Origin of the sequence: Exiguobacterium sp. 17-1 (assembly GCF_023096305.1) — a bacterium.
Taxonomy (GTDB): Bacteria; Bacillota; Bacilli; order Exiguobacteriales; family Exiguobacteriaceae; genus Exiguobacterium_A; species Exiguobacterium_A sibiricum_A.
In genome coordinates, this window is the sequence record NZ_JALIGJ010000004.1 from 268,388 (window position 1) to 294,265 (window position 25,878).

A 25,878-nucleotide genomic window follows, 5' to 3' on the forward strand; every position below is an offset into this window, starting at 1 on the left:
AGATGATGGTTCAACAGATGGTTGTCGTAGGGTCGGGGGTCATGGGAAGAGGAATTGCTTACGTGGCAGCGGCGAGCGGATTTGACGTGACATTGGTGGACGTCGAGCAACAGTTGCTGACGTCCGCGCAACAGGAATTAGAAAGAATTGCCGATAAAGCCATCATCCGCGGGAAAATGACGACGGAAGAAGTCGAGCAACTGTTCGGGCGTTTACGTTATTCAACGGATTTAGGGGAAGCTGCCAAAGGAGCGGATCTTGTGATTGAGGCCGTTCCGGAACGGCTCGAGATCAAACGGGCAGTGTTTGAGACACTGGACCGCTTTTCGCCGGCCGATTGTGTTTTTGCGACCAATACGTCGACGATGAGTCCGACCGAGATTGCATCCTTTACGAAGCGTCCGGAACGGGTCATGGCGATGCACTTCTTTAATCCGGTGCATCGGATGCCGCTCGTCGAACTGGCGCGGGGTCTTGAAACATCTGACGAAACGGTAATGATATGCGAAACCGTTGCGCAACAAATGGGGAAAGAGACGGTCGTCATCAAAGAGTTTCCCGGGTTCGTCACGTCACGAATCAGTGCACTCGTCGGAAACGAGGCTTTTTATATGTTACAGGAAGGACTCGGAACACCGGAAGAAATCGATAAGGCGATCAAGCTCGGACTGAACTATCCGATGGGACCGTTTGAACTTGGCGATCTTGTCGGGCTCGATACCCGTCTCAACAATTTGCGTTATCTTCATGAAAAACTGGGTGAAAAATATCGTCCGGCACCACTGCTTGAACAGTATGTCAAAGCAGGACGTCTCGGACGGAAAACTGGGCGCGGTGTCTATGAGTATTCCGACAGCGGGGTGAAGACACGATGAGACGTGTGGCGATCATTGATGCCGTCCGTACACCGATTGGCCGGTATAACGGAGCCTTGAAAGATGTCCGTCCGGATGATTTAGGAGCATGTGTCATTCAAGCGCTCATTGACCGGAATCCGGATGTCGATCCGAAGCAAATCGAAGAAGTGATTTTTGGAAATGCCAATCAGGCAGGGGAAGACAACCGGAATGTCGCCCGGATGTCCGGCTTGCTTGCCGGTCTACCGGTCGAAGTCGCCGGAACAACGGTCAACCGGCTGTGCGGTTCCGGACTTGATGCCGTCATTGCGGCGGCTCGGGCAATCGCGATGAACGAAGGGGACATCTATATTGCCGGCGGAACGGAAAGCATGACCCGGGCACCACTCGTCATGGGAAAAACGGAAACGGGTTTCGCCCGCGGGAACACGACGATCTATGACACAACGATCGGCTGGCGATTCGTCAATGAAAAACTAAATGCCAAATACGGAACGGACTCGATGCCGGAAACGGCGGAACATGTAGCCGTCCGTTACGGGATTTCTCGGGAAGCACAGGATGATTTTGCCTATTTGAGTCAGCAACGGGCCAAACAGGCGATGGAGACACATCGTTTTCAATCCGAACTTATTCCGGTGCAGTATACGACACGAAAAGGGCAAATCGTCGAAGTTAATACGGATGAGCATCCGCGTCCCGACACCAGCCGGGAAAAACTCGGAACGCTCAAAAGCCTGTTTCCGAATGGCACCGTCACGGCGGGAAATGCTTCCGGTGTCAACGACGGGGCAGCCGCCTTGTTATTGATGAGTGAAGAAACGGCGGAACGTCTCGGATTGACGCCGCTTGCCTATTATCGGGCCAGTGCCGTTGCCGGCGTCGAACCCGCTGTCATGGGAATCGGACCAGTCGATGCGACGCGGAAAGCGCTGGAACGAGCAAAATTGACGATGGAGCAACTGGATTTGATTGAATTGAACGAAGCGTTCGCGGCGCAAAGTGTCGCCTGTATGAAAGAACTCGGATTACCGCCGGAAAAAGTCAACGTCAACGGAGGAGCCATCGCGTTTGGTCATCCACTGGGCGCAAGCGGGGCACGGATTTTAACGACATTAATCCACGAGATGTGCCGTACGAATCAGACATATGGTCTCGCGACGATGTGTGTCGGGGTCGGACAAGGCATTGCTCTCGTGGTCGAACGGGAGGGACTCGCATGATTCATTTGGAACGAGTGGGCTATGTCGCCATCATTCGGATTGACCGGCCGGAACGGATGAATTGTTTTGATTATCCGACGCTGGTCGAGCTGCAACAGCTGGTCACGACTGTCCGTCACGATCCGACTATCCGGGTTGCCGTCTTTACCGGAACAGGTAAGGCGTTCAGCGCTGGTGCTGACTTGAAGGAACGGATGACGTTAAACGAAACGGAAGTACGACGAAACGTTGAAGCGATTCGTGACGTCTTCACCGATATCGCGCGTCTTCCGCAACCGACGATTGCTGCCGTCAATGGTCATGCGCTCGGTGGCGGCTTCGAATGGATGCTCGCCTGTGATTTCCGGGTGATCGTCAAAGGCGCACTGGTCGGATTGACAGAAACGAGCTTCGGTATCATTCCCGGTGCCGGCGGGACGCAACGGTTGCCGCGGTTGATTGGAGAGACCCGGGCGAAGGAATTGATTTTCACCGCTAAGAAAATTGATGCGGAGACCGCTGAACAGTACGGAATCGTCTCGCGTGTCGTCTCGACGGGGGAAGAATTGATGGAAGTCTGTCTGGCTTTCGCTGACGAGATGCTACAAAACGGACCGGTCGCGATCCGGCAGGCGAAAATGGCGATTGATCAAGGACTGGATCATACGCTCGCGCAAGGATTGGAAATTGAGACGACGGCTTACGAAGTGGTCATCCCGACGGAAGACCGGCTGGAGGCGTTACGTGCCTTCGCTGAAAAACGGACACCGCAGTTTCAAGGGAAATGAGGATGGTCGTCTTCTGAAATAACACGTATACTAACGGTACACAAAAAAACGTTATATTAAAGAGAGAGTGAATGACATGAGTGCGAATACACAATCGATGATTTTTACAGTATACGGAGATTACATCCGCCATTACGGCAATCAAATCTGGGTCGGCAGTCTGATTCGTCTGCTCAAAGAATTCGGCCATAATGAACAGGCCGTCCGGGTTGCCGTTTCCCGGATGGTCAAACAAGGTTGGTTGACGTCGCAAAAACAAGGGACGAAAAGTTTTTATTCGTTGACCCCGCGTGGTGTCGAGCGGATGGAAGAAGCCGCACGACGAATCTACAAGTCGACGCCTCATGTCTGGGACGGAAAATGGCGGACCTTGATGTATACAATTCCGGAAGACAAACGGCAAATCCGCGATGAATTACGGAAAGAGTTGTCGTGGAGTGGTTTCGGTAATTTATCGAACGGCGTCTGGATTTCACCGAACCCTCTTGAAAAAGAAGCGGAACGGTTGATTGACGCGTACGGTATCACCGAGTATGTCGATTTTTTCGTCGGCGAATACCATGGACCGCAACCGGATCAATCGCTGGTCGAACGCGCTTTTCCCCTGGACGAACTGCAAGAACGGTATGAACGGTTCATCGCCGAATACAGCCGGCGTTATATCGTCCATCAAAGCCGGATTCAGCTTGGCGAGATGGACGAGGAGCAGTGTTTTGTCGAACGGACGACCCTTGTCCATGAATACCGGAAATTTTTATTCACCGATCCCGGTCTGCCGCAAGAGTTGTTACCGGATGAGTGGAGCGGTCATCATGCGGCCTTATTGTTTGAACAATACTACCGCTTGCTCGCAGAACCGGCGAGTCGGTTTTTTGAATCCATCTTCCGTGAAACACATGATGTGACCCAAAAAAGTGCTGATTATGATGCATCGGAACATCCATTATTCGCAGAACGATAAACAAAAACGCTCATCCCGAAGAAGCGAGATGAGCGTTTTTATGCCGGGAATCAATTCTCGGCAAGTTGTTTCCGGAAAGCGTATCCTTTATCGACATATGAATCGATGGATTCTTGAATCATCTCGAGGTCCGCTGCCGTGAGTTCACGCACGACCTTGCCCGGTGATCCGATGATGAGCGAACGAGGCGGGAATTTTTTGCCGGACGGGATTAATGTGTTGGCACCGATGATACATTCTTCCCCGATTTCAGCATGATCGAGAACAGTCGCACCCATACCGACGATGGAACGCCGACCGATTTTACAACCGTGCAGGATGGCATTGTGACCAACCGTCACTTCATCTTCGACAATGACCGGTGCACCTTCGTAGAGATGGATGGTCGCATTATCCTGGATACTGCAACGTTTGCCGATTGTAATCGGACCTTCATCACCACGCAGGACGGCATTGAACCAAATCGTCGATTCTTCGCCGACTGTCACGTCACCGATCAAAAAAGCACCGGGGGCGACAAAAACATGTGCTGCTAAGCTTGGGGAGATATCGCGGTACGGGATATTCATGAAAACGCCTCTTTTCTGGAAATGAATTAAAATTCAGTCTTACTTAGTATACCATTCTTAACAACGGAAACGGAGGGAGACCATGTCTCGTCTATGTACCAAATTACAGATCGATGTGCCGATCATTCAGGGTGGTATGGGAAACATCAGCCATGCCGAACTGACGGGAGCGGTCTCGAATGCCGGGGGACTCGGAACGATTGGATGCGGGACGATGACGCCTGCTGAAGTCAAACGATTGATTGAAGCGACACGCCGGTTGACGTCGCGTCCTTTTGCTTTGAATATCGCCATCCGGGTCTCACCTCATACCGAACAGTTGATTGAGTTAGCAATTGAGGAACGCATTTCGGTCGTGTCCTTGTCAGCCGGTAATCCGGCTCCTTTTTTATCGAAGTTACGGGAGGCGGGAATCCAGACGATTGGTGTCGTCGCGTCCGTTAAACAAGCGATTAAAGCCGAGCAGGCCGGAGTGGATGTGCTGGTAGCGGAAGGAGTCGAAGCCGCAGGTATCAATTCACCACTTGAGTTGACGACGATGACCTTGATTCCGCAAATCACGGATCATGTCACGATCCCCGTCCTTGCCGCCGGTGGTATCGGCGACGGGCGTGGTCTTGCGGCTGCCTGGATGCTCGGAGCAGAAGGGGTGCAACTCGGAACCCGGTTGATTGCGACACAAGAATCTCGTGTACATGAGCACTATAAAAGACATCTTGTGCAGGCAGATGACCTCGAGACACGAATCATTGGCCGAGAAATCGGACAAGTCCGGCGGGTGTTGAACGGGCCGTATGTCGCTGCGCTGCAGCCGACATCACTCGTTGCCTTTCAGGAACAGACGAACGAATCGTTTCATATCAAAGGGGCACTCGAAGGCGACGAAACAGCAGGATATGTCAATGCCGGTCTCATTTCCGGTTTGATTGATGATGTTCCGACCGTTGCGGAACTGTTTAACCGGATGATGGACGATGCCTTTGGACGGATCGAACGGACGTACCGGGCACTTCAGTAGCTTGAATGCAAGCATAGCTGACCGATGAGGTCGGCTTTTTTTGATTTCAGGACATTTGTCCTTTAAAAAGATGGCAGAATAGGGTCTACTCATAACTAGAGAAAAAGGAGGATGAAGATGCAAGGAATCATTTTTGCTTTATTTAGCGGACTATTCATCGCGCTGCAAGGCATCTTTAATGCCCGTCTCGGTGACGCGGTAGGTCCGTGGTTATCCGTGACCATCGTCCATTTCGTCGGTTTAATCGGCTGTTTATTGATTTACGGATTTGTTCGGGACCGGAAAATCGGCGGGTTTCGCACGTTGCCACTTGTGTATGCAAGCGGCGGATTACTCGGCGTCTTAGTCGTCGTCACGGAACTGACGTCGATTCAATTGCTCGGGATGACATGGGCGATGTCGCTATTGCTCGTCGCACAGATTTTGTGCGCTTTTGTGATTGATCTGAACGGCTGGTTTGGAGTCATTAAAAAGAGCAGTAATAAAGGACAGTGGATCGGTATCGGTTTGATGTTGACGGGCGTCTTGATCTTTTCGTTTGCCTGAGTCGAACTTGTGAGGAGGAAATAGAATGGGATTAGGTATGTTTTGTGCTATCGTCGCAGGGATGATGATCAGTTTGCAAACGGTTTTGAATGCACGGATGAGTCATGCGTTTGGTGCCTGGGCGACGACGACGTTAGTTTTTTTGGTAGGATTGCTCGGTTCGTTGCTTGCACTGGTCTTCTTTCGGGGCGGGGAGCTCTCGGCACTTACCGAGGTCAAACCGCTTTATTTGTTTGGCGGGTTCGTCGGCGTCGGCGTCGTGTTTTGTGTCATGCGCGGCATTCAACTGCTGGGGCCGTCAATTGCGATTTCCGTCGTCTTGATTTCGCAACTCAGTTTTGCGCTCTGTGTCGACGTCTTTGGCTGGTTCGGTTTACCGAAAGTCGATTTGTCGTTCGGTCAGATCATCGGCCTGGTCGTCATGCTGAGTGGCATTTTTGTCTTGAAACGGTATCAAGTCGTGGAGGATGTGGAGGAAGAGAAAGGCATTAAAGCCATTTCCTGAAGAAAAAAAGGTATTAAAAAAAGAGATCATTTCTTTCACGCCACTTCTACTAGTAAAGTGCGTGAAAGGGTGATCTCTTTTTGAAGCTGAATCAGACGGATACTTCTTCTTTCCAGGCGACATCAATAAAGGCGTCGCGACCGGAAGCTTTCCGGTCTTTTTTGTAGTGCGCCGGATTTTTTTTGTGGAAGTTTTGATGGTACTCTTCCGCCGGATAGAAGGCATGTGCCGGTTCGATTCGTGTGACGATTGGTTGTTTGAAACGGTTTGTCGCGGCTAATGCATCACGTGATGCAATCGCTGCAAGTCGCTGTTCTTCCGTATGATAAAAAATCGCCGGTGCATACTGTGTACCGCGGTCCTGGAATTGTCCGCCGGCATCGGTCGGATCCGTCTGCGGCCAGTACAGTTCGAGTAACCGTTCGTACGAAAACAGTGCCGGATCAAATGTAATCTCGACGACTTCGGAATGTCCGGTCGTTCCTGTTTTGACCTGCTCATATGTCGGGTTGTCGACGTGTCCTCCTGTATAACCGGATACGATACTGTGAATCCCCGGTAATTCCTCAAATGGTGTCACCATGCACCAGAAACATCCTCCTGCAAATGTTGCTTTTTCCATGTCATCTCTCCCTTTCCCTTGGTTCCTTGAACCGTAGTGCTCTCATTTCTGACAGCGAGAAAACGAAAACGACTCCTTTGCTTGGTTGCAAAAGGAGTCGCCGCTTTTTATCAACCAAAGCTTTCGCTTTGCTGGTCGTAGCACCTTGCTGTGCGCAGGTTGCTGGGACGTCATCGATCCAGATCTCTCGGTCCACTCTTGATAAGTGTTATATGAAGTTGATGTAAGTTCGTTATCATTGGGATGATAATACCATTCATAAAAGTGGAAAGTCAATCCTTATGTTTGTAGAGCGCGAAGAACCGTGGCTCCTAATGTTTTCGCTCCAATCAGTAAGGCCCGCTCATCGATTTCGTACTTCGGATGGTGTTGCGGGTAAATTGTTCGGCCATCTGTTTTCGCAGATCCGGTGAAGAAGTAACTGCCCGGGATCTGCTCGAGGTAATAGGCAAAATCATCCGCTGCCATCATCGGTTTCATCTCACGAACCTGTGCTTCGGGTAAAAAGCTGGCCGCTTCCCGGACGAGCTGTGTTTCATCCGGATGATTCCAAAGCGACGGATAACCGGTCGTGAAATCAATCGAATAATCAGCGCCGATGCCGGCGCAGGTCGTCCGGGCGACGAGATCCACCTGTTGACGCAACTGATGACGGAGTTGTTCGTTGAACGTCCGGATCTCTCCGACAATCCGGGCTTCACCGGTCACGATGTTTGGTGCTGTTCCGGCATGGAAAGAACCGATCGCAACGATGGCCGGTTCGAACGGGTCAACACGTCGGCTGACGAGGTGCTGAAGATTGCAGACAAGCTGTGCACCGGCGACGAGCGCGTCCTGCGTCCGGTGCGGGGCTTGGGCATGACCGCCTTGACCATGAACAACGATTTCAAATTCATCGATGGCACATAACGTATGACCGCTGTGATAACCGATTGAGCCGACTGGCAGCTCGTTTTCGAGGTGAGTACCGAAAATCGCATCAACGCCGTCGAGACAGCCGTCCTCGATCATTTGAATGGCACCACCTGGAAAGACTTCTTCGCCGTGTTGATGGATAAAGACGACAGTTCCTGTTAATTCATCTTGAATGCCCTGAAAAGCAGCGGCGAGTCCAAGAACGATGGCGGTATGCCCGTCGTGTCCGCAGGCATGCATGACACCGGGATGGATTGAACGAAACGACAATTCTGTTTCTTCCTGTAACGGCAACGCGTCAAAATCGGCCCGAACGGCGATTGTTTTTCCGGGACGGGTGCCGGTCAGCGTGGCGACGATGCCGCTGCCACCGACGTTTGTACGGTAAGGAATACCGAGTCCATCGTAAAAAGCAGCGATTTTAGCAGGCGTCCGGACTTCTTGAAACGATAGTTCCGGATGGCGGTGAAAGTCACGGCGTAAACGAATCATCTCGGATTCGTAGTGATCAAGAGCAGTAAATAAATTTTCTTGCATCGAAATCATCCTTTTCGGTATGTCTTGAGTAAAAACGGGTACAGATAGAGGTAATCAATTAGAGGAGGAATCAACATATGGGTGAAATCATCGTCAATGCCGTTCTTACAGTCAAAGCAGGGTTAGCAGATCAAGTCTTTCCGATTCTAAGTACGGTCTACAAAGCAGCGCAAAACGAGCCGGGTTGCTTGCGTTATACATTACATCAATCAATTGAAAATGAACATCAGTTCATGCTCTATGAAGTCTACCAAGATGAGGCAGCACTTGAGGCCCACATTGCATCGGACCACTATAAAGCCTATCGCGAACAAATCGAATTATACCTTGAGGACCGTCAAGTGACGAAATACGTCGAGATGACATTCTGAAACAAGGAAAGAAGGGCGTATGGGATCCTCTCGGATTCCATACGCCTCTTTTCGTTTTTACATCGATTTAAAGCCGAGGAAGTGTTCCCGCCAGCGTGGTTCATAAATCGAGTTGATTTGCAGCTGTGAGCCGCCGGCATGAATGAAATATTCATTGTCGAGCATGATACCGATATGTGATGGTCCATCTGTGTACGTATTTTCGAAGAAGACGATATCCGACCGTTTCCCACTGCTGATCGTCGTCCGGCGATTCGTAAAGAATGCACCGTACCAGTAGCCACTGACATTCGTCCGCCCGCCGTATTTCCCGGCTTCATTCGTAGCGTAATGAATCAGTCCGGAACAATCAAACCCGCCGTTGGCTGCTGTTTGCGAACCCCATGTATACGGTGTTCCTAAGTGTTTGGCCGCTGCTTGAATCAACTTTTCACCGCGCGATGTGTTTTTCTGTGCAATCCGTGTATCCGTTTTTACCGTGACGGCACTGACCGGCAGATAGACAGGGGACCAGCCGGACTGAATGACATAAAAATTGCCGACCCGGTACCGGGGATAGACCCGTTTTCCCTGCTCGATCAACCCGGAACTTTTCGGACTGACCGGTGTCGCAAAATAAGACGTCGTTGTTTTGACTGTGTAGATTTTTTGACGGTTAATTGTTTGTTGGGTGTAGCGCATATCCGGTTTTGTCGTTCCGATGTAGGGATTGATGACATAACCTGTCGTCCCGTTCGGCAGGCGGACGTGCCAGAAATCATCGTCAATCGCCTTCAGACCAATCAACTTTGTTCCTTTGCTTAAGTAGCCGGCAGGACGGCTGTACGCGACATCAGCTGAAAACAGCGGGGTCTGATCAAAATGAACATAAAAGACCGTTCCGACTTTAGACGGTGCGACCGGTTTGTTTAAGCCGAGTCTGCTCGAGTCGACAAAGCCAAACGTCGTCCCGATCTTGACCCGGGTGTAGTAGCCGCTTTTGCCGTAAACCGACAGCTGGGTATTCTTTTTGAGTGTACCGATTTTTCCCGTCAGACTGGCCTTTGGATGAACGACCACTTTATCATCGAGCACATAACGGATTCCGGTGATATCATACAAATCCGGCTTTTTCGTCACGAGATCCGTTGTCTTGACGTAGCCATATACCGATCCGGTTTTGACCCGTGTGTACGAGCCGCTTGTTCCATAGATGTCAATCTGTTCTGCTCGTTTCATAGTGCGGACAATCGTTTTTGCCGTCGTGTCTTTAAAAATCGATGTCGGTTTACTCGCATACCGGAGGCCTGTCTTTGCATAAACTTTTGTTGTAGCGAGCGTATTCGTTAAGACGTACGCATATTGTCCGCGGAACAAAATCCGGCTGTACGCACCGCTCGTTCCATAGACCGTCAGCAGGGTGTTCGTCTGGTGCTGTGTTAAGACGGAGCTTGAAGTGTCAGGTGCTGAACGGATCGCCGTCGGTGTCTGAACATATAAACGGGCCGTCTGTGGATAGACCTTTAAAGGAGCGAGCGTACTCGTCAAGACGTACGCGTATTGTCCACGGAATAAAATCCGGCTGTACGCGCCGTTCGTTCCGTATACGGTCAGTAAGGTATTCGTCTGGTGCTCTTTTAAGACGGGACTGGACATGTTTGGCGCTTGGCGGATTGGAGTAGGGGACTGGACATACAGCCGGGCTGTTTGTGCAAAAAATTCCACGTCTCCTAACTGGGTTGTCAAGACGAATCCGTAGACGTCATTTAACCGGACGCGTGTATAGGCACCGGATACGCCGTAGATATCGACTAATTGATTTTGTGACAATGTTCCAAGCGGTTTCCCGGTCGTCGCAGCGGTTGGGTAGACAGTCGCAAGCTGTTGAATATACTTTTTGCCGGTTGCTGCATACGCGACGACTGGTTTCGTTCCAAGGTGAGCCGTTAAGACGAAAGCATATGAGCCGTTCAACTCGATCCGGGTGAAGTCACCTGACGTCCCGAACGTCTTGATGGAATCATTTTGTTTTAACGTGGCAAGCGGTGTTCCGATTGCATCAGCGGTTGGATAAACAGACGTTTTTTGTTGGGCGAACCGTTCTCCTGTCGCCGAGTAAACAGGAGTTGGACTCAAATCTGCCGTCAGGACGAACAGATAGCCGGTATCCTGTTTGATGCGGGTGAAGAGACCCACTTGACCATACGTATCAATCTTCTTATTTTGAGCGAATGTCTGAGCTGTCGCCGTTGACGAATCCGCCGTTGAATAAAGGACTGTAACCTTATTCGTATACTGACTGTCGATTTTCGGATAGGTAGGGGTATCTGCCAATTGGTCTGTCTTTACAAAGCGATAGACTCCATCCAGCAAAATCCGCGTGAAGAGACCTTCGACTCCAAACGTCTCGACTTCGGTTGTTGCAGGCAGGGTAGTGACCGCTTCTGTACTTTCAGTCGTTTCGAAGACCGGAGTATCGGTTTGGGTAAACTGTTTGCCGGTCGCAACTTCCGTTTGCTCATTGATGACTGTTTGCGAAACATTACCCTCTGCAAGCGTATTGATCGGGAAAGAACTGAACAGCATGACGGAAGCGGCAAGTGTCGTGAACCATTTTTTTGAAAGAGGCATCGTATATAAAACTCCATTTCTATAGAAAATTAATTTTTGATCCAATTAAAACTAAGTTTACCATGTTCATTTTTAATGGTGTAAAAAGATATCAAAAAAAGTCAATCATCACCCAAATGATACAAGGAGCGTGGAAACGCAAAAACCGGTCCCTCCTTTGTGAGAGGCACCGGTCTGGTTTATCTGAATACTCCCACCTCTAAGCGAAACGTAGATGGAAGTAGTTCAATTTGGATTATCTTCATGGTCAACTTGCCATTCCCAATCGAGCATGCCGTAAATGAGGGAATCACGCCAATGATCTTCGAGATACACCGTTTCCCGAAGTTGTCCTTCTTTTGTCATTCCGACTTTCTGCAGGACACGTTCGGAAGCGACGTTTCGCGGATCACACGTTGCTGTAATCCGGTGTAACTCCAGTTTCTCGAATCCGAATTCAAGTAAAAACGCGGCAACGGATGTCGCATAACCGTTTCCCCATTCATCCGGCGACAGGATATAGCCGATCTCCGCCGTTTTGTGTTCCGTATCGGTAATGACCAGTTCACCGGCTCCGATGACACGATCATCTGGGAAGGTGACAGCGAAGACATACCGGCGGCGCGGATTTTCAAGTTCGCTTTCAAGTGCATCATGAATAAATTGTTTACTGTCACTTTCGGAGTTGGGTCCCCACGATTGATACTGACTGACGATGGGTTTTGAGGCATAGGCATGGACAGCTTCTAAATCTTCTGGAGTGAAACGACGGATCCGTAGTTGCTCATTGATTTTATAGCGCATGATGGACTCCTCCTCTATGGTTGACTCTCTATACCTATTAGCTACTTTTGGCGATTTTCCTGTTTGACAGGTAAAATCAAGCGTGCTAAAGTCGGGGTATCGAATGAAAAGAAGAGTAATCCTCTAGGGTTCCGTTCGGCTGGACCAAGGGAGGAACATGAGGGGAACCTCATGCAACGGAGGGATAAAAGCCCGGGAGTAAAGCGTTTTTAACGCTTACTCCCGGGCTTTTTTGTTTGAACCAGCATCTGTGAGGAGGAAGTGACATGACAAAATATTGGTTAAGTATCATCTTGGCATCATTTTTTGAGGTCGGTTGGGTCATCGGATTAAAACATGCCGCGACACCACTCGAGTGGGGAGCGACGATTATCAGCATCATCGTCAGTTTCACTGTTTTGATCAAGGTCAGTAATCATCTGCCGGTTGGGACCGTCTATGCCGTTTTCGTCGGACTGGGGACAGCCGGTACGGTGTTGACCGACATCCTGTTGTTTGGTCAATCCGCGTCGATCATCAAGTTGATGTTGATTGCAGTGCTGCTGATCGGTGTGATCGGTCTGAAGTTAGTCAGTGGGGAGGGTGAAAAACAATGAGTTGGTTGTATTTAATTCTGGCAGGACTGTTTGAAATGCTGGGTGTCGTCTTGATCAATACGTTTAACCAGCAAAAAAACGCTAAAAATCTGCTGTTAATGTTCGCCGGTTTTGGTCTCAGTTTTTTATTCCTGACCTTGGCGATGAATGGGCTACCGATGGGAACAGCCTATGCGGTTTGGACAGGAATTGGAGCAGCCGGCGGTACGATTCTCAGCATGATTTTTTACAACGAGGCAAAGGACTGGAAGCGGATTGTCTGTATTGGTTTAATTCTCAGTGCGACGATCGGTTTAAAGCTGACGGGAGAATAAACATATCATTTAGATTACTTTTCCTGTCGGAGCCGACTTGTTGGCATACTTTATCCGAAAAAAGGAAATACTCCTTATAAGACAAGTACGTCATAAAAATCGTGCATAAGGGGATGGATCGGTATGAAGACAAAACAGTATATCGGAACGTTTTATAAAGAAGAAGAGCTGATTTCGAAAATGGATGAGTTGCATCAGCAAGGTCATCGCGAAGAAGATTTTTATATCATCGTTAAAGAGAAATCGAACCTTCAACTTGTCCGCAGTCAAATGGATGCGGAAATTGCGACGACAAAACCTTCATGGATCGACCGGATTCGTGGGAATCAAGGACGCGATCAAGAAGTGAATGATTTGTTTGGTTCGCTCGATTTACCAGCGGATCAAGTCGAAGTCCATAAAACGGAAGTGGAAGGCGGCGGATTCGTTCTGTTACTGGAAGTTCAGGACATCCAGTTTGATCCCCATCTAAATACAGACAATACACATCCGGACGTCAAAGTACGTTACGGCAGCTATGAAGAGACGCATACATCAGATGATGCCAATTCAAATGCGCAACTTGGATCGGGCAACCCGCTCGATGTGGATAAAGACTCTAAAGAAGAACACGCGGAGATTGATTTGCACCGTGCTGGCACTGACAAGATGCCGCAAGACGAGAAAGCAATCAATCACGCCAAACTGGACGGTAACCGTGAACCCGATATTGCGATGCGCCGGGATGATGATTTTAAACGTCCGGAGTGGGAAGAACAAAAGGCGCGTCACGAGGAACAGAATGACGAGAAAAAAGACGAAATCCACCGTCCGAACCGTTCAGCGGACTATTCCGATGATTTAGCGAAACAAGATCATGGAAATGATTTGGATCGTTAATCAACAAAAAAAGGCTGACATGATTGTCAGACCTTTACATAAGACGATGTTCACGTTGACGTGAGCCTCGTCTTATTTTTTATGCATTTCATCCGGATTCGATCCGGTCCGTTCATTCCGATTGAGCTGATCGATTTGTCGCATCTCATCCGATGATAAGGCAAAATCAAAGATGTCCAAGTTTTCCTGAATCCGGTTTGGTGTGACGGATTTTGGAATCGCAATGATGTCATGCTGCAGATGCCAGCGGAGAACGACTTGAGCCGGCGTCTTGCCGTGATGTGCTGCGATGTCCGTGATGACCGGTTCCGTTAAGGCATCGCGTCCCTTCATCAACGGACTCCACGCTTCGACGACAATCCCGTTCGTTTGACAAAATTCGCGGATGGCTTCCTGACTCAAAAACGGATGCAACTCGATTTGATTGACGGCAGGGACAATTGTTCCCTCTTCCAGTACTCGTTGTAAATGCGGAATGTGGAAATTCGATACACCGATGGCTTTCGTTTTGCCGTCTCGATACAGCTGTTCTAAAGCACGCCACGTCTCGATATACAAATCCTCGTCCGGCATCGGCCAATGAATCAAGTACAAATCGACATAATCGACACCGAGCTTTTGGAGACTGGTTTCAAATGCGGCAAGTGTCTGGTCGTAGCCCTGATCCTTGTTCCAGACCTTCGTCGTCAAAAAGATGTCTTCCCGTGGAATCCCCGAATCTTTTAAGGCACGTCCGACACCAGCTTCGTTTTCATAAATCATCGCCGTATCAATGGAACGGTAGCCGACCCGTAAAGCCTCCCGTACTGCTTCATACACTTCCTGTTCCGGGACTTTAAACACACCATACCCGAGTTGCGGCATGACCAGTCCGTTGTTCAATGTAACAAACTCCATTTGAACTCCCCCTTAAAATGATAGTCCTGTCTTACCCAGTTTACGCTTTTCCCTTTCGAAAATCGAATCACAGGAGGGGTTGAATTGGTACATGGAAATCCGTATACTGAGCGTTAACAAATAATGGGAGGGATCAGGATGATTCGTCAAGCCGTTTTACAATACATACACGAAGAACAAGCCGTCGATCGACTTTCGGAATTGTTACGGGGAAGAAAAGCTGTGCTGATTCACGGCGAACAGGCATTAAAGTCGTCCGAACAGTATTTGCCGGAACTGCCGAAGCTGTTGTTTTCGGGACACTGTACCGATCAGCAGGTAGCAGAGCTGACAGAACGATGTGCAGCATATGAAATCATCATTGCTCTCGGTGGCGGTTCCATCATTGATACGGCAAAACAAGTTGCTGTTAAACGAAATTGTCCGTTGATTGTCATTCCGACGATCGTCTCGAACTGTGCCCCATGGACACCCCTTAGTGTCATGTACGACGAACGGGGGCAATATCTTCGTTTCGATACGATTCCTGTCGTCATCGAAGCATTATTGCTCGATCACCGGATTTTAGCAGCCAGTCCATATGATTATTTTGTTGCCGGACTCGTTGATACGTTAGCCAAGTGGTATGAGGCACGCGCTCTCAGTGGCACATCGGCAGATGACCCCGTTGTCGAGTCCGCACTGCGGATGGCCGAACACTGTAAAGAGCTGATTTTGCGGACGCCGATCAGTCCGGAACAATTTAAGGACTATCCGTCATCGATTCAATATCTGGTGGAGACGGTCATTCCCCTTGCCGGAAGTGTCGGTGGATTCGGTGACGCAGCGACACGCGGAGCGATTGGGCATGGTGTCCACAACGCATTGTCACCGTTCCCTTCAACCAAAACAATTCTCCATGGAAGCAAAGTCGGATATGGCTTGCTGATTCAGGAATCACTGTTGGGTGAAACAGCGTCCTATGAAGAGTTGCGACAATATCTGATTGAGAACGGACAACCGACGACAAGTGTACAACTCGGCTTGACGGAAGCGGAGGGGGCCGACTTGGCGCAACGAATTGGTCAAGAACCCCTTTGTCAATTGATTGAGACAGACTTATCGCCTAGTACGATTCTGGCCACTTTAATGAAAAACGATCAACAAGCTGTCCGCTCGCATTGAGTAAACGCTAAAAAAATCCTGCACCCGGATTGTCGGGGCAGGATTTGTTATTGTGCTTTAGCAAGTTGTTGATACGGGGCAGGGCGACCAAGAAGATAACCTTGTCCTAAGTCAAATCCAAGTTCACGGCAGAGATCCAGTTCCTCCTGGCGCTCGATGCCTTCTGCAAGAATTTGAATGCCCATCTCTTTTGTCAGATGACGTGCTTTTCGTAAGAAGGCTTCATTTTCCGCCACCGTATCACAGTGGGAGATGAAAGCACGGTCAATTTTAATGTAATCCGGTTGAAGCAACGATAACATATCAAGCGTCGAGAACCCGGCACCGACATCGTCAAGTGCAACTTGAATACCTTGTTTTTTATACTGTTCGAAAACGTGTTTCAAGTGATTGACGTCTTCGATTTTTTCCGTCTCAACAACTTCGAACACCAGTCGGCTAGGGTCGACATTGTATCGTTCGACGATTTCGAACGTATGGCGCAGACAATATTCCGGATTGTAGATGGTCGAGGGAAGGAAGTTGATGAACGTCTTCTCCGTTCCGCCAACCAAATGAGTAGCGCGGATGGCTTCCTCGCGCGCCCGTTGATCGAGTCTCGAGTGAAGTCCCATCTTCGAAGCGGTCGAAAAAAGCAGACCGGGTGACATCGAGACATTTTCATCCGCCGCCCGAAGCAGAGCTTCGTTGGCAAACAGGGTGTTGTCCTGAATGTTAAAAATCGGTTGCAGATGACTCGTCATGATTCCATTTTGAATAAAATCGATCGTTTGCCGGTTCTGTAACTGTTCCAGTAAAGCAGAAGCAGCGAGAACCGGTGTGGTAAGGCGTGATCCAACTGCCCGACATGTTACCGGGAAGTCAGCGATTCGTAAAGTTGCTGTCAGTAATTGTTCCAGTTCTTCAAAAGAAGCGTAGGAAAACACTTCGGATGCAGGTGACTGGATATGTAGAGAACCAGTCTCGATAAAACGGATTGTTGTTGTACATTCGGCGCAAGGATGCCACATGAATAGGTGTCCACCTCTCTTATTTCAAATACACGGGAAAAAGATGTATTTATTAAATTAGTTAAAATCTTTACCCAAAGATAATCTATCTATAAACCTGATATCAACCATTTACCTCTCCATTGACCAAAGTAAAAAAAGAGGCAGGCAAATTCGTTTAATAACGAATCCCTCTGTCTCTTTTATCGGCTGTTTGTTACATATTCTAAAGCATTAAGACCGTAGCGATACTATCCAGATTGTCGCATGGAGTAAAATCGCGAGTGGGACAAAAAGTTGGAATTTGGCAGTCCTTGTTTTATGCCGGACCAGTTGCATCGCGAGAAGCGTCCCGAGTGCACCGCCTAAAAAAGCAATCGTCAACAAGGTGGCTTCCGGAGTCCGCCAGGCATGTTGCTGCGCCTTGCGTTTATCCCGCCACATCGAAACAAATCCAATGACGGTCATGATGCCGTAAAATACGACGATAGTTGAAAAAATAGTCATGTCAGTCCTTACCTTTCCGCGCCGCCGCCGCCGGAACTTCCGCCTCCACCCCGGCTCCCACCGCCACCGCCTCCACCACCACGCATGATGGCAGAAAAGATGTTGATGATGGCAAAGAAGAACATGCCGCCGGTGAACTTCATGTCGAGGAATAATAAGAGAACAAGACCGGCACCAATCAGGACTTTTGCCCATGTACTCAAACCGCCGTCCGCACTTTTCTTAACCGGATCCTGCGATTCAAGCGACTGTTCTTTTGAAACGACACTGACGACCGCTTTATAGGTTTCTGACGCTGCCTTCCCATAATCACCTTGATCACGGTAGGGGACAGCGTACTTGTCGAGAATTCGTCCGGCTGTGATATCGGTCAGAATGCCTTCGAGCTTATAGCCGACTTCAATCCGGAAATTCCGGTCTTTTTCGTTTGGAGCTACGACGACGAGAATCCCGTTATCTTTTCCGGCCTGCCCGATACCTTGAGCACGGAACGTTTCATTGGCATACGTGCTTAAATCTTGTCCTTTTAAATCAGGGACAGTCTTGAGCACAACCTGTGCTGTCGTATATTGTTCGAGTTCTTGCCCGAGACGAGCGAGTTCCGCTTCTTCCGACGCGGTCAGCAGCTGTGCATCATCTTGGATGAAGAACGCTGCGCCCGTGCGTTCTGACACGGCTTCGGCAGTCGGAGTCAGAAGGAAGAAGACGAGGAACGCGGTAAAAAGCAGGCGCGTTCGTCGCCAAATCATTTCGAGTCACTATTGAAGTCGACCGTTGGATTTTCACGGTCACTTTCTGAGATTTCATAATATGGTTTTTTCTCGAAACCAAACGCCGAAGCATAAAGCGAAGTTGGGAAACTGCGACGTTTTTTATTGTAGACTGTCACGGCATCGTTATAATCTTTACGGGCAATACCGAGACGATTTTCCGTTCCTTCAAGTGTATCCATCAACGATTGGAAGCGTTCACTTGATTTCAGTTCCGGATACGTCGTTTGCAAGGCAATCAATCCGCGAAGCGAAGACGTGACCTGTTGATCGGCTTCAATCCGTTGTTCGGTTGACGCGGCACGGGCAAGACCTGCTTGCGCCTCAGCGATATCACCGTAGACTTTTTGTTCCTGACCGGCGACACCTTTGACGGTTTCGACGAGATTCGGAATTAAATCCGCCCGGCGTTTGATTTGATTATCGACTTGCGACCACTTATTTGAAACATCTTCTTCGACATTGACGAGACTGTTGTATTGTCCGATTGCTAAAAAGGCAATCAGGACGACGACTGCAATCCCGATGATGAGAGGTAACTTAGAACCTCCACGATTTCTACGAGCCATACCGATGACCACTCCTTTTTTCTGTATCTCAACTATCTATACCCTAATCTGTCGCAATAAGTTTCAAGAAATAAAAAAACCATCAGCGAAGGCCTGATGGTTTTTGAAATTACAGGTAGACAATAACGGCAAGAACGGCTGCCAGGACAAGGCGGTAAATCGCAAACGGAACAAGTTTGATTTTGTTGATCAGTTTCAGGAAGAAACGAATCGACAGTAACGCAAAACCGAACGAAGCGATGAAACCAACGGCATAGAAACTGAGATGTGCCATTTCGATGTATTGCCAGTTTTTAACGAGTGACAAGGAGCTTGCTCCGAACATGATCGGAACAGCCATGATGAACGTAAAGTCTGCTGCCGTCCGGTGATTCATCCCGAGGAAGACCCCTCCGGAAATCGTCGAACCGGACCGTGAGAATCCCGGCCAAAGCGAGATGCACTGGAACAGGCCGACAAGGGCTGCCTGGCGGTACGAAATTTGATCAAGCGTCGTTGTTTTCGGTTCTTTTGGTCCGAATTTATCAGCCGCAATCATCAAGATAGCGCCGGCTGCAAGACCGATGATGACGGTATCGATCGAGAAGAGGTTTTCATCGATGAAGTCTTCGAACAACAGACCGAGAACGGCTGCCGGAAGTAAACCGATCAGGACGTGGCGTAACTTTAATTTGTGTGTACCCGACGCATCGTGTTCGCCTTCAATTTTGTAAAGACCGATTAAGCTGAACAGCCGTTTCCAAAAGACGACGATGACGGCTAAAATCGAACCGAGCTGGATGACAATCTTAAATGTATTCGCGGAGTACTGAGTTAAGAACTCTGAAGTCTGCAGCCACATATCATCGACGATTATCATATGTCCGGTCGAGGAGACAGGGGCGAATTCCGTCATTCCTTCGACGAAACCGAGTAAAAGTGCTTTAAGTAATTCAATGATAGTCATGTTATTCTCCTTCTATATTTTACTATCTAAAAACATATCACGTTTTATTCTTCTGAGATAGAACTAATCAAAATATCGGGCGCAAGTCTGAGACAAAAGTGACTTGTTGAAAAATCAAAAAGAGCGTAAACTATTCTTATAATCAAACTATCGTTTGAATGAGGTGAGAGAATGGAAGCAAAAACAGAACGTCTTCAGATTACAGGAATCGATTGTGCGAACTGTGCTGCGAAAGTGGAGCGGGGTGTTGCGAACGTAACAGGCATTGAACAGGCAGATTTGGATTTTGCCGGTCAGAAACTTTATCTGACGTATGAAAAGGACGTTGCATACGACGAGACGTATCAGGCAGTCATTGAACGGATTCAGCAGCTCGAACCGGATGTACAAGTGATACGGACAGCATCCGCAGAAGCAGTTGATCCGCATCAACAGGTGGGACATGACCATAGTCATCCGCACGATCACGGTCCATTTTTAAATCGTACGAAAAAAATACAATATAGTATCGGGATGATATCCTTCATCGGTGCCTTTTTCGTTCCGGGATCAATTGACCTTCTATTTTTTACGATTGCCTACTTTTTAATCGGTTGGGATGTCCTTCGAACCGCTGTAAGAAATATCTGGCAAGGTCAAGTGTTTGATGAGAACTTTTTAATGGTCATTGCGACGGCTGGTGCTTTTTTAATCGGAGAATATCCGGAAGCCGTCGCCGTGATGCTGTTTTATCAAATCGGTGAGTTTTTCCAACACCGTGCCGTCGATCAGTCGCGTAAATCGATTGCCGCGTTGATGGACATCCGGCCGGATATCGCGACGCTTGAGGATGGCCGGCGTGTGAGTCCGGAACAGGTGAACATCGGTCAACGGATTATTGTCCGGGCAGGGGAGAAGATTCCACTGGATGGGACTGTTCTTGAAGGGGAAGCGTTCATCGATACGACGGCATTGACCGGTGAATCGGTCCCGCGGCGTGTCCGTCCGACCGAGCCGATTTTAGCCGGGACGATTAATACCGATGGTCATCTGTTGATTCAGGTCGATCGACGATACAGTGAGTCGACCGTCGCTAAAATTCTGGATTTAGTCGAAAATGCGTCACGCCATAAAGCACCGACGGAAAAATTCATTACACGATTTGCACGGATTTATACACCGATTGTCGTCGTGATTGCAACACTTCTTGCCATCGTGCCGCCACTCGTTGTGACGGGAGCGGCTTGGAACGACTGGATTTACCGGGCACTTGTGTTCCTTGTCATCAGTTGTCCCTGTGCGCTCGTGATTTCAATCCCGCTCGGCTTCTTTAGTGGAATCGGTGCTGCTTCGAAACGCGGTATTCTTGTCAAAGGCGGAAATCATCTCGAAGCGTTACAACAACTCGATACGGTCGTCTTCGATAAAACGGGAACGTTGACGGAAGGTGTGTTTGAAGTCGTCGAACTGAAAGCCGTGCATGGATCGGAAGACGAACTGCTTCGCGTCGCAGCGACCGTTGAGCAACACTCGAATCATCCAATCGCAAAATCGATTCAACGGATGTATGCCCTGCATGGTTCTATTCCGACCGCTTTTCAAGACTATCAGGAAGTAGCCGGTTCCGGCGTCGCCGGACGGTTCGGCACGGATCAGATTCAGGCGGGAAATGCCCGGTGGTTCAAAGAACTCGGCTTGACGCCGCTCGATCAGACCGAAGACGGGACTTATGTGCATGTTGCCCGAAACGACAGCTACCTTGGATATATCCGGATTGCCGACCGTATTAAAGATACGACGATAGAAGCCTTACGCGAACTAAAAACACTCGGGATTCGCCAGACAATCATGTTGACCGGAGACCGGCGGGAAACGGCGGAACGGATCGGGCAGCAAATCGGGATAACGCAAGTAAAGGCAGAACTGTTGCCGCATCAAAAAGTGGAACAACTCGAAGCGATCTTAGATCAAGCAAAGGGACGGGTCGCGTTTGTCGGGGACGGAATTAATGATGCTCCCGTATTGACGCGGGCGGATGTCGGGATTGCGATGGGTGGACTTGGAAGTGACGTCGCGATTGAAGCAGCGGATGTCGTCCTGATGACGGATGAACCGAAACAACTGGTCGAAGCGATTCGGATTGCCCGGTCGACACGCCGGATCGTCTATCAGAACATTACGTTTGCATTAGGTATCAAAGGGATTTTCTTATTGCTTGGTGCCTTTGGTGTTGCGACGATGTGGGAAGCTGTTTTTGCCGATGTTGGTGTGACAGTCCTCGCTGTCTTAAATGCAATGCGGATTTTACGGAAATAAGAATGGATGGGGCTGACTCAAATAGGAATCACTCATCTTTTCATGCCCACTCCTCAGGCGAGACACAAAACCCGTTTTCCCGCCTCATTCAGGCAGGAAAGCGGGTTTTGTTTGTATCTAACAGCGTAAAAATGCGCTTTTTCCTGTAGGAGTAGCATGAAGAGAGTGATTTTTATTTAAATTCAAACGAGAAAAGGGTGGCAGAATTATAATCTGTCACCCTTTTCTTTGTAGAGACTGACTTTAGAGTCGTCCCATTCTATACTGGATTATCCGAGTGCCACATCGAGAATCATCATGATCGTGAAACCGACCATCAGACCAAGTGTTGCCAAGTCTGAGCCGTTTTCAGCCTGCGATTCGGGAATCAATTCTTCGACGACGACGAAAATCATCGCGCCGGCAGCAAACGCCAAGGCATACGGCAAGAGCGGCTGAATGAAGAAGACGGCAGCAGCACCGACCATGGCAGCAATCGGTTCAACGATTGCAGACAGTTGTCCGTAGTTAAAGGCACGCTGGCGTGACATGCCTTCTCCACGGAGCGGAATCGACAAGGCTGCCCCTTCCGGCATGTTTTGAATCCCGATCCCAAGTGCGAGTGTCAATGCACCGGCAACGGTCGCACCGTCCATGTTCAAGGCGGCTGCACCGAAAGCGACCCCGATTGCGAGTCCTTCCGGAATATTGTGGAGCGTAATCGCGAGAAACAGCAATGTCGTCTTTTTCAGACCGGTCGAAGGACCTTCGGCTGTTTCGAGTGGAGCGGATAAGTGCAGGTGAGGGGTCACAAAATCGAGAAGGCGGACAAAGAAACCGCCTGCCAGGAAGCCGATTGCGGCCGGCAACCAGGCAATCCCGCCATCTTTTTCCGTAAATTCAATTGCCGGAGCAAGCAATGACCAAAACGAAGCCGCAATCATAACACCGGCTGCAAAACCGAGCATCATATTCATGACCCGTTTTTCAATCGTTGTAAAGACGAAGACAAGTGCGGCTCCGAGTGCCGTTAATCCCCAAGTCATCATGCCGGCAAGCAAGGCTTGCACGACGACCGGAAGTCCGGTAAACCATTCCATCATACAGATCATTCCTTCTTTCAATCCCAATTCGTAAGATAAGTGCGTGAGGCATAACAGCTTCTGTCTCTTCTACCCGTTTTCAATCCGAATGATTCGCCCGAATGGAATTTCAATCAATGATGATCCGCGTAGCACGAGATAGGCGCGTTCACGATGAACCTGCTCGATGAAACCGGATGTCGTGACATAGCCTCTTTCACTATAATACTTGATTTCAAGCTCTGTTCCTTCTATTAATGCCTGTTCGAGTAAGAACTGCCAGGGATATTGCAATTGTTCATCGATTGCAGGAAAGTCGATTTGATGTTTTTCGAGATAATAGGCTTTGAGCAGTTGAATGTGTTCCGGCATCAAAAAGGGAAGCCATTTGAGGTTTCCACGGTCACGATAACGTGTCATGCTGCTCACCTCCGGGATGGCCGCCGACGAACCGGAGCCGGCGTTTGGCGACACTTGTATCGAGGAAGGACACAGCGAGCCGGATCGTTCCTTTTCCGTAACGTAAATTGACATGGTCGATGGCTTTTAATAACCGTTTTCTGCGCCAGACCTTTGTATTGTCTTCAAACAAGGACAATTGAAGTGTTCCCTGATCCGGGGTGAGTTGTCCGAGGGCGACCGATAGAAAGCGGACCGGTTCACCGTCGAGCCAATTCGGTTCGAACAATTGGAGGACGTAACGCAACAACAGCCGTTCATCGGCTGTCGGATAAGGCAGACGGAGCTGTTTCGAAAAGCCGTCCCGGGTGACATGGCGGGAGTAGCGAACGCCGAGATGCACCGTCCAACCGACTTGATTAGAAAAACGGACTCGTGCCGCGACATCACCTGCTAATTCGGCCAAAACTAAACGAATCTGTTCGTACTGGTAATAATCGCGCATTAAAGTAACCCCATGTCCGATCGTTCTTTTGGCATCCGGCGCAGTCTGAAATAAGGTCATCGGATCAATGATGGTCGGAGAATTGTCGATTCCCCAGGCATGGTGCCAAAGTTCTGCCCCAAGGACTCCGAACCGTTCATGAAGATCTTCGACCCGGGCTGCGGCAAGGTCGCCAATGGTGTTGATGCCGATTACTGACAAGTGTTGTTCCATCATCCGTCCGACGCCCCACATTTTGCGAATCGGAAAATCGTGCAGCAACCGGGAAATATCGGCGTAGCCGCATCGGGCAATGCCTTCGCGTTTTCCCCGTAAATCGAGGACAAGTTTTGCGATGACATTGTTCGGACCAATCCCGATCCGGACCGGAATGCCGGTCTGATGCCAAATCGCCGTCTGGATTTTCCGGGCCGTTTCAGTGTCCGATCCGAAAAGTCGTTCCGTTCCGGTCATATCGATAAAGTTTTCGTCAATCGAATAGATCCGGATCGCGTCGGGAGGTGCAAACTGATGCAAGACATCCAGTACTTCGATTGATGTTTTCATATATGCGAGCATCCGCGGTTCGACGAGCACAATCTGTTTCCGTTCACGATAAGGCAACTGTTCAATTTGATAAAGACGACTAGCTGTCTTAATACCAAGTTGTTTTAAGGCGGGACTGGCCGCAAGAACAACGGATCCGGACCGATGAAGGTCTGATACGACAGCAAGTTTCGTCGTCAAAGGAGGAAGGTTTCGGTAACAACATTCGCAACTGGCATAAAAAGAAACACTGTCGACACAAAAGATCCGTCGATCGGGAAAAGAGATAGTCGGGTTCATCGGAAACACTCCTTGATACATAAAAGAACGTTTGTTCTTATTTTTGATTTGACTATATCATGGTCTCAGTCGGTCTCAAATCAAAAAACCAAAAAAAGAGTCAATCTTTCGGTCTCAAATCAAAAAACCAAAAAAAGAGTCAATCTTTGCTACACTAAAAAAGAGAAAAGTGACGTAGAAGGAAAGAAGGGGAAGTACGTGAAAAAACAAATCATTCAATTACCCGAGTTACCGCACCAATTGACACCGGAAACCTTTGCGGATGTCGAAATCGATGACCCGTATCTGTATCAAACACTTTACGAAAAAGAGACACTCCCAATCGAGTTGACAGAACGGCTGGATGTCAATCAAGTCTGTTTTCGGAACATCTCGTTCGCTGGCCTCGTTTTTGAACGGGCCTCGTTTGAGAACGTCCGGTTTGAACAATGTGACTTGACGGGCTGTCAGTTCCAGGACAGTCGTTTTCACCGGGTCGTCTTTGAGGATTGTCGCCTGACCGGAATTCACTTTGAGTCGAATACGGTCGATCATGTAACGATCAAAAACTGTCAGGCCAATTATGCCCAACTGATTCGGACGGCGTTACGTCACGTCGCAGTGGAGCAGACGACGATGCGGGAAAGTCATTTCTTTGAAATGAAGCCAACCGATTTCCGGCTGCATGAAGTCGATTTGTCGGAAAGTCAATGGGTCGAGACGGCATTAAAAGGACTGGATCTGCGGCAAGCCGATTTATCCGGAATCACGATTGATCCGCGTTTCTTACCAGGTGCCATGGTTACGGAAAGCCAGGCGATCACGTTTGCCCGGTTACTCGGACTCATCATTCCAAGTCACGATTAACGATCAACAAAACGAAGTCCACTATCCCGAGT

General features: G+C 49.1%; 28 protein-coding genes and 1 riboswitch. Of the genes, 14 read left to right on the forward strand and 14 right to left on the reverse strand.

Annotation, left to right across the window (positions count from 1 at the left end; all coding sequences use genetic code 11):
• Window positions 1–5 precede the first annotated feature (5 nt).
• The 4 genes from MUN34_RS12365 (at window position 6) to paaX (ending at window position 3,808) form a co-directional block, all read left to right on the forward strand.
• Complete coding sequence (locus tag MUN34_RS12365; RefSeq protein WP_247857976.1) at window positions 6–875, forward strand: 3-hydroxyacyl-CoA dehydrogenase; 870 nt, start codon at window positions 6–8, stop codon at window positions 873–875.
• Window positions 872–2,080: an acetyl-CoA C-acyltransferase gene (locus tag MUN34_RS12370; RefSeq protein ID WP_247857942.1), complete on the forward strand. Its 1,209-nt coding sequence runs from the start codon at window positions 872–874 to the stop codon at window positions 2,078–2,080. The genes MUN34_RS12365 and MUN34_RS12370 overlap by 4 nt, the downstream gene beginning before the upstream one ends.
• Complete coding sequence (locus MUN34_RS12375; protein ID WP_247857943.1) at window positions 2,077–2,847, forward strand: enoyl-CoA hydratase-related protein; 771 nt, start codon at window positions 2,077–2,079, stop codon at window positions 2,845–2,847. Before MUN34_RS12370 ends, MUN34_RS12375 begins: the two co-directional genes overlap by 4 nt.
• Before the next feature lie 76 nt (window positions 2,848–2,923).
• On the forward strand, window positions 2,924–3,808 hold the full coding sequence (gene paaX, locus MUN34_RS12380; protein WP_026829354.1) for a phenylacetic acid degradation operon negative regulatory protein PaaX: 885 nt from the start codon (window positions 2,924–2,926) through the stop codon (window positions 3,806–3,808).
• A 50-nt stretch (window positions 3,809–3,858) separates the two neighbouring features.
• Here the strand turns inward: paaX and MUN34_RS12385 are convergent, their stop codons facing one another.
• The gene (locus MUN34_RS12385; RefSeq protein ID WP_026829353.1) at window positions 3,859–4,377 is read right to left on the reverse strand and encodes a gamma carbonic anhydrase family protein; all 519 of its coding nucleotides are present in this window, start codon (window positions 4,375–4,377) and stop codon (window positions 3,859–3,861) included.
• Window positions 4,378–4,459: 82 nt separating this feature from the next.
• Here MUN34_RS12385 and MUN34_RS12390 point away from each other — a divergent pair, with 82 nt between their 5' ends.
• The 3 genes from MUN34_RS12390 to MUN34_RS12400 all read left to right on the forward strand — a co-directional run bounded on the left by MUN34_RS12390 (window position 4,460) and on the right by MUN34_RS12400 (window position 6,446).
• Window positions 4,460–5,395 carry an NAD(P)H-dependent flavin oxidoreductase gene (locus MUN34_RS12390; RefSeq protein ID WP_247857944.1) on the forward strand — a complete coding sequence of 312 codons (936 nt, stop codon included), beginning with the start codon at window positions 4,460–4,462 and terminating at the stop codon, window positions 5,393–5,395.
• Between the two features lie 117 nt (window positions 5,396–5,512).
• A complete protein-coding gene (locus MUN34_RS12395) occupies window positions 5,513–5,941 on the forward strand; it encodes a DMT family transporter (protein ID WP_026829351.1) in 429 nt (142 codons plus the stop codon).
• 25 nt (window positions 5,942–5,966) lie between these two features.
• Complete coding sequence (locus MUN34_RS12400; protein WP_247857945.1) at window positions 5,967–6,446, forward strand: DMT family transporter; 480 nt, start codon at window positions 5,967–5,969, stop codon at window positions 6,444–6,446.
• 91 nt (window positions 6,447–6,537) lie between these two features.
• Here MUN34_RS12400 and msrA read toward each other — a convergent pair whose 3' ends face one another.
• Both msrA and MUN34_RS12410 read right to left on the reverse strand, forming a co-directional pair.
• On the reverse strand, window positions 6,538–7,068 hold the full coding sequence (msrA, locus tag MUN34_RS12405) for a peptide-methionine (S)-S-oxide reductase MsrA (RefSeq protein WP_026829349.1): 531 nt from the start codon (window positions 7,066–7,068) through the stop codon (window positions 6,538–6,540).
• 104 nt (window positions 7,069–7,172) lie between these two features.
• Window positions 7,173–7,276, reverse strand: a riboswitch (SAM riboswitch).
• A gap of 71 nt (window positions 7,277–7,347) precedes the next feature.
• Entirely contained in the window at window positions 7,348–8,520 is a 1,173-nt protein-coding gene (locus MUN34_RS12410; RefSeq protein ID WP_247857946.1) for a M20 metallopeptidase family protein, read from the reverse strand.
• A 77-nt stretch (window positions 8,521–8,597) separates the two neighbouring features.
• On the opposite strand from MUN34_RS12410, the gene MUN34_RS12415 reads away from it, so the two are divergent.
• Window positions 8,598–8,891, forward strand: coding sequence for a putative quinol monooxygenase (locus MUN34_RS12415; RefSeq protein WP_026829347.1), 294 nt, complete (start codon window positions 8,598–8,600; stop codon window positions 8,889–8,891).
• Window positions 8,892–8,948: 57 nt separating this feature from the next.
• Here MUN34_RS12415 and MUN34_RS12420 read toward each other — a convergent pair whose 3' ends face one another.
• Window positions 8,949–11,501 (reverse strand): SH3 domain-containing C40 family peptidase, encoded by a 2,553-nt coding sequence (locus MUN34_RS12420; RefSeq protein ID WP_247857947.1) that lies wholly within the window; start codon window positions 11,499–11,501, stop codon window positions 8,949–8,951.
• 225 nt (window positions 11,502–11,726) lie between these two features.
• Window positions 11,727–12,284: a GNAT family N-acetyltransferase gene (locus tag MUN34_RS12425; protein WP_026829346.1), complete on the reverse strand. Its 558-nt coding sequence runs from the start codon at window positions 12,282–12,284 to the stop codon at window positions 11,727–11,729.
• A gap of 266 nt (window positions 12,285–12,550) precedes the next feature.
• On the opposite strand from MUN34_RS12425, the gene MUN34_RS12430 reads away from it, so the two are divergent.
• The 3 genes from MUN34_RS12430 to MUN34_RS12440 all read left to right on the forward strand — a co-directional run bounded on the left by MUN34_RS12430 (window position 12,551) and on the right by MUN34_RS12440 (window position 14,073).
• Window positions 12,551–12,880, forward strand: a complete 330-nt coding sequence (locus tag MUN34_RS12430) for a DMT family transporter (RefSeq protein ID WP_026829345.1) — start codon at window positions 12,551–12,553, stop codon at window positions 12,878–12,880.
• Entirely contained in the window at window positions 12,877–13,194 is a 318-nt protein-coding gene (locus MUN34_RS12435) for a DMT family transporter (protein ID WP_026829344.1), read from the forward strand. Before MUN34_RS12430 ends, MUN34_RS12435 begins: the two co-directional genes overlap by 4 nt.
• 123 nt (window positions 13,195–13,317) lie before the next feature.
• Complete coding sequence (locus tag MUN34_RS12440) at window positions 13,318–14,073, forward strand: general stress protein (RefSeq protein WP_247857948.1); 756 nt, start codon at window positions 13,318–13,320, stop codon at window positions 14,071–14,073.
• A 72-nt stretch (window positions 14,074–14,145) separates the two neighbouring features.
• Here the strand turns inward: MUN34_RS12440 and MUN34_RS12445 are convergent, their stop codons facing one another.
• Window positions 14,146–14,970 (reverse strand): aldo/keto reductase, encoded by an 825-nt coding sequence (locus MUN34_RS12445; RefSeq protein ID WP_026829342.1) that lies wholly within the window; start codon window positions 14,968–14,970, stop codon window positions 14,146–14,148.
• Window positions 14,971–15,108: 138 nt separating this feature from the next.
• On the opposite strand from MUN34_RS12445, the gene MUN34_RS12450 reads away from it, so the two are divergent.
• Window positions 15,109–16,134: an iron-containing alcohol dehydrogenase family protein gene (locus MUN34_RS12450; protein WP_247857949.1), complete on the forward strand. Its 1,026-nt coding sequence runs from the start codon at window positions 15,109–15,111 to the stop codon at window positions 16,132–16,134.
• Between the two features lie 47 nt (window positions 16,135–16,181).
• Here the strand turns inward: MUN34_RS12450 and MUN34_RS12455 are convergent, their stop codons facing one another.
• The 5 genes from MUN34_RS12455 to MUN34_RS12475 form a co-directional block, all read right to left on the reverse strand.
• Entirely contained in the window at window positions 16,182–17,144 is a 963-nt protein-coding gene (locus MUN34_RS12455) for an EAL domain-containing protein (protein ID WP_247857950.1), read from the reverse strand.
• 213 nt (window positions 17,145–17,357) lie between these two features.
• Window positions 17,358–17,630 carry a DUF1294 domain-containing protein gene (locus tag MUN34_RS12460; protein WP_247857951.1) on the reverse strand — a complete coding sequence of 91 codons (273 nt, stop codon included), beginning with the start codon at window positions 17,628–17,630 and terminating at the stop codon, window positions 17,358–17,360.
• Window positions 17,631–17,638: 8 nt separating this feature from the next.
• Window positions 17,639–18,379, reverse strand: coding sequence for a TPM domain-containing protein (locus MUN34_RS12465; RefSeq protein WP_247857952.1), 741 nt, complete (start codon window positions 18,377–18,379; stop codon window positions 17,639–17,641).
• Window positions 18,376–18,969 (reverse strand): LemA family protein, encoded by a 594-nt coding sequence (locus tag MUN34_RS12470; protein ID WP_012369324.1) that lies wholly within the window; start codon window positions 18,967–18,969, stop codon window positions 18,376–18,378. The genes MUN34_RS12465 and MUN34_RS12470 overlap by 4 nt, the downstream gene beginning before the upstream one ends.
• 109 nt (window positions 18,970–19,078) lie before the next feature.
• Window positions 19,079–19,915, reverse strand: a complete 837-nt coding sequence (locus MUN34_RS12475) for an undecaprenyl-diphosphate phosphatase (RefSeq protein ID WP_247857953.1) — start codon at window positions 19,913–19,915, stop codon at window positions 19,079–19,081.
• 171 nt (window positions 19,916–20,086) lie between these two features.
• Between MUN34_RS12475 and MUN34_RS12480 the strand changes: the two genes are divergently transcribed.
• Window positions 20,087–22,210, forward strand: a complete 2,124-nt coding sequence (locus MUN34_RS12480) for a heavy metal translocating P-type ATPase (protein ID WP_247857954.1) — start codon at window positions 20,087–20,089, stop codon at window positions 22,208–22,210.
• A 269-nt stretch (window positions 22,211–22,479) separates the two neighbouring features.
• Here the strand turns inward: MUN34_RS12480 and MUN34_RS12485 are convergent, their stop codons facing one another.
• The 3 genes from MUN34_RS12485 to MUN34_RS12495 form a co-directional block, all read right to left on the reverse strand.
• Window positions 22,480–23,292 (reverse strand): ZIP family metal transporter, encoded by an 813-nt coding sequence (locus MUN34_RS12485; RefSeq protein ID WP_247857955.1) that lies wholly within the window; start codon window positions 23,290–23,292, stop codon window positions 22,480–22,482.
• Between the two features lie 69 nt (window positions 23,293–23,361).
• Window positions 23,362–23,691, reverse strand: a complete 330-nt coding sequence (locus tag MUN34_RS12490; protein ID WP_247857956.1) for a YolD-like family protein — start codon at window positions 23,689–23,691, stop codon at window positions 23,362–23,364.
• On the reverse strand, window positions 23,675–25,000 hold the full coding sequence (locus MUN34_RS12495; protein ID WP_247857957.1) for a Y-family DNA polymerase: 1,326 nt from the start codon (window positions 24,998–25,000) through the stop codon (window positions 23,675–23,677). Before MUN34_RS12495 ends, MUN34_RS12490 begins: the two co-directional genes overlap by 17 nt.
• 198 nt (window positions 25,001–25,198) lie before the next feature.
• Here MUN34_RS12495 and MUN34_RS12500 point away from each other — a divergent pair, with 198 nt between their 5' ends.
• Window positions 25,199–25,846 carry a pentapeptide repeat-containing protein gene (locus MUN34_RS12500; RefSeq protein WP_247857958.1) on the forward strand — a complete coding sequence of 216 codons (648 nt, stop codon included), beginning with the start codon at window positions 25,199–25,201 and terminating at the stop codon, window positions 25,844–25,846.
• Window positions 25,847–25,878 lie beyond the last annotated feature (32 nt).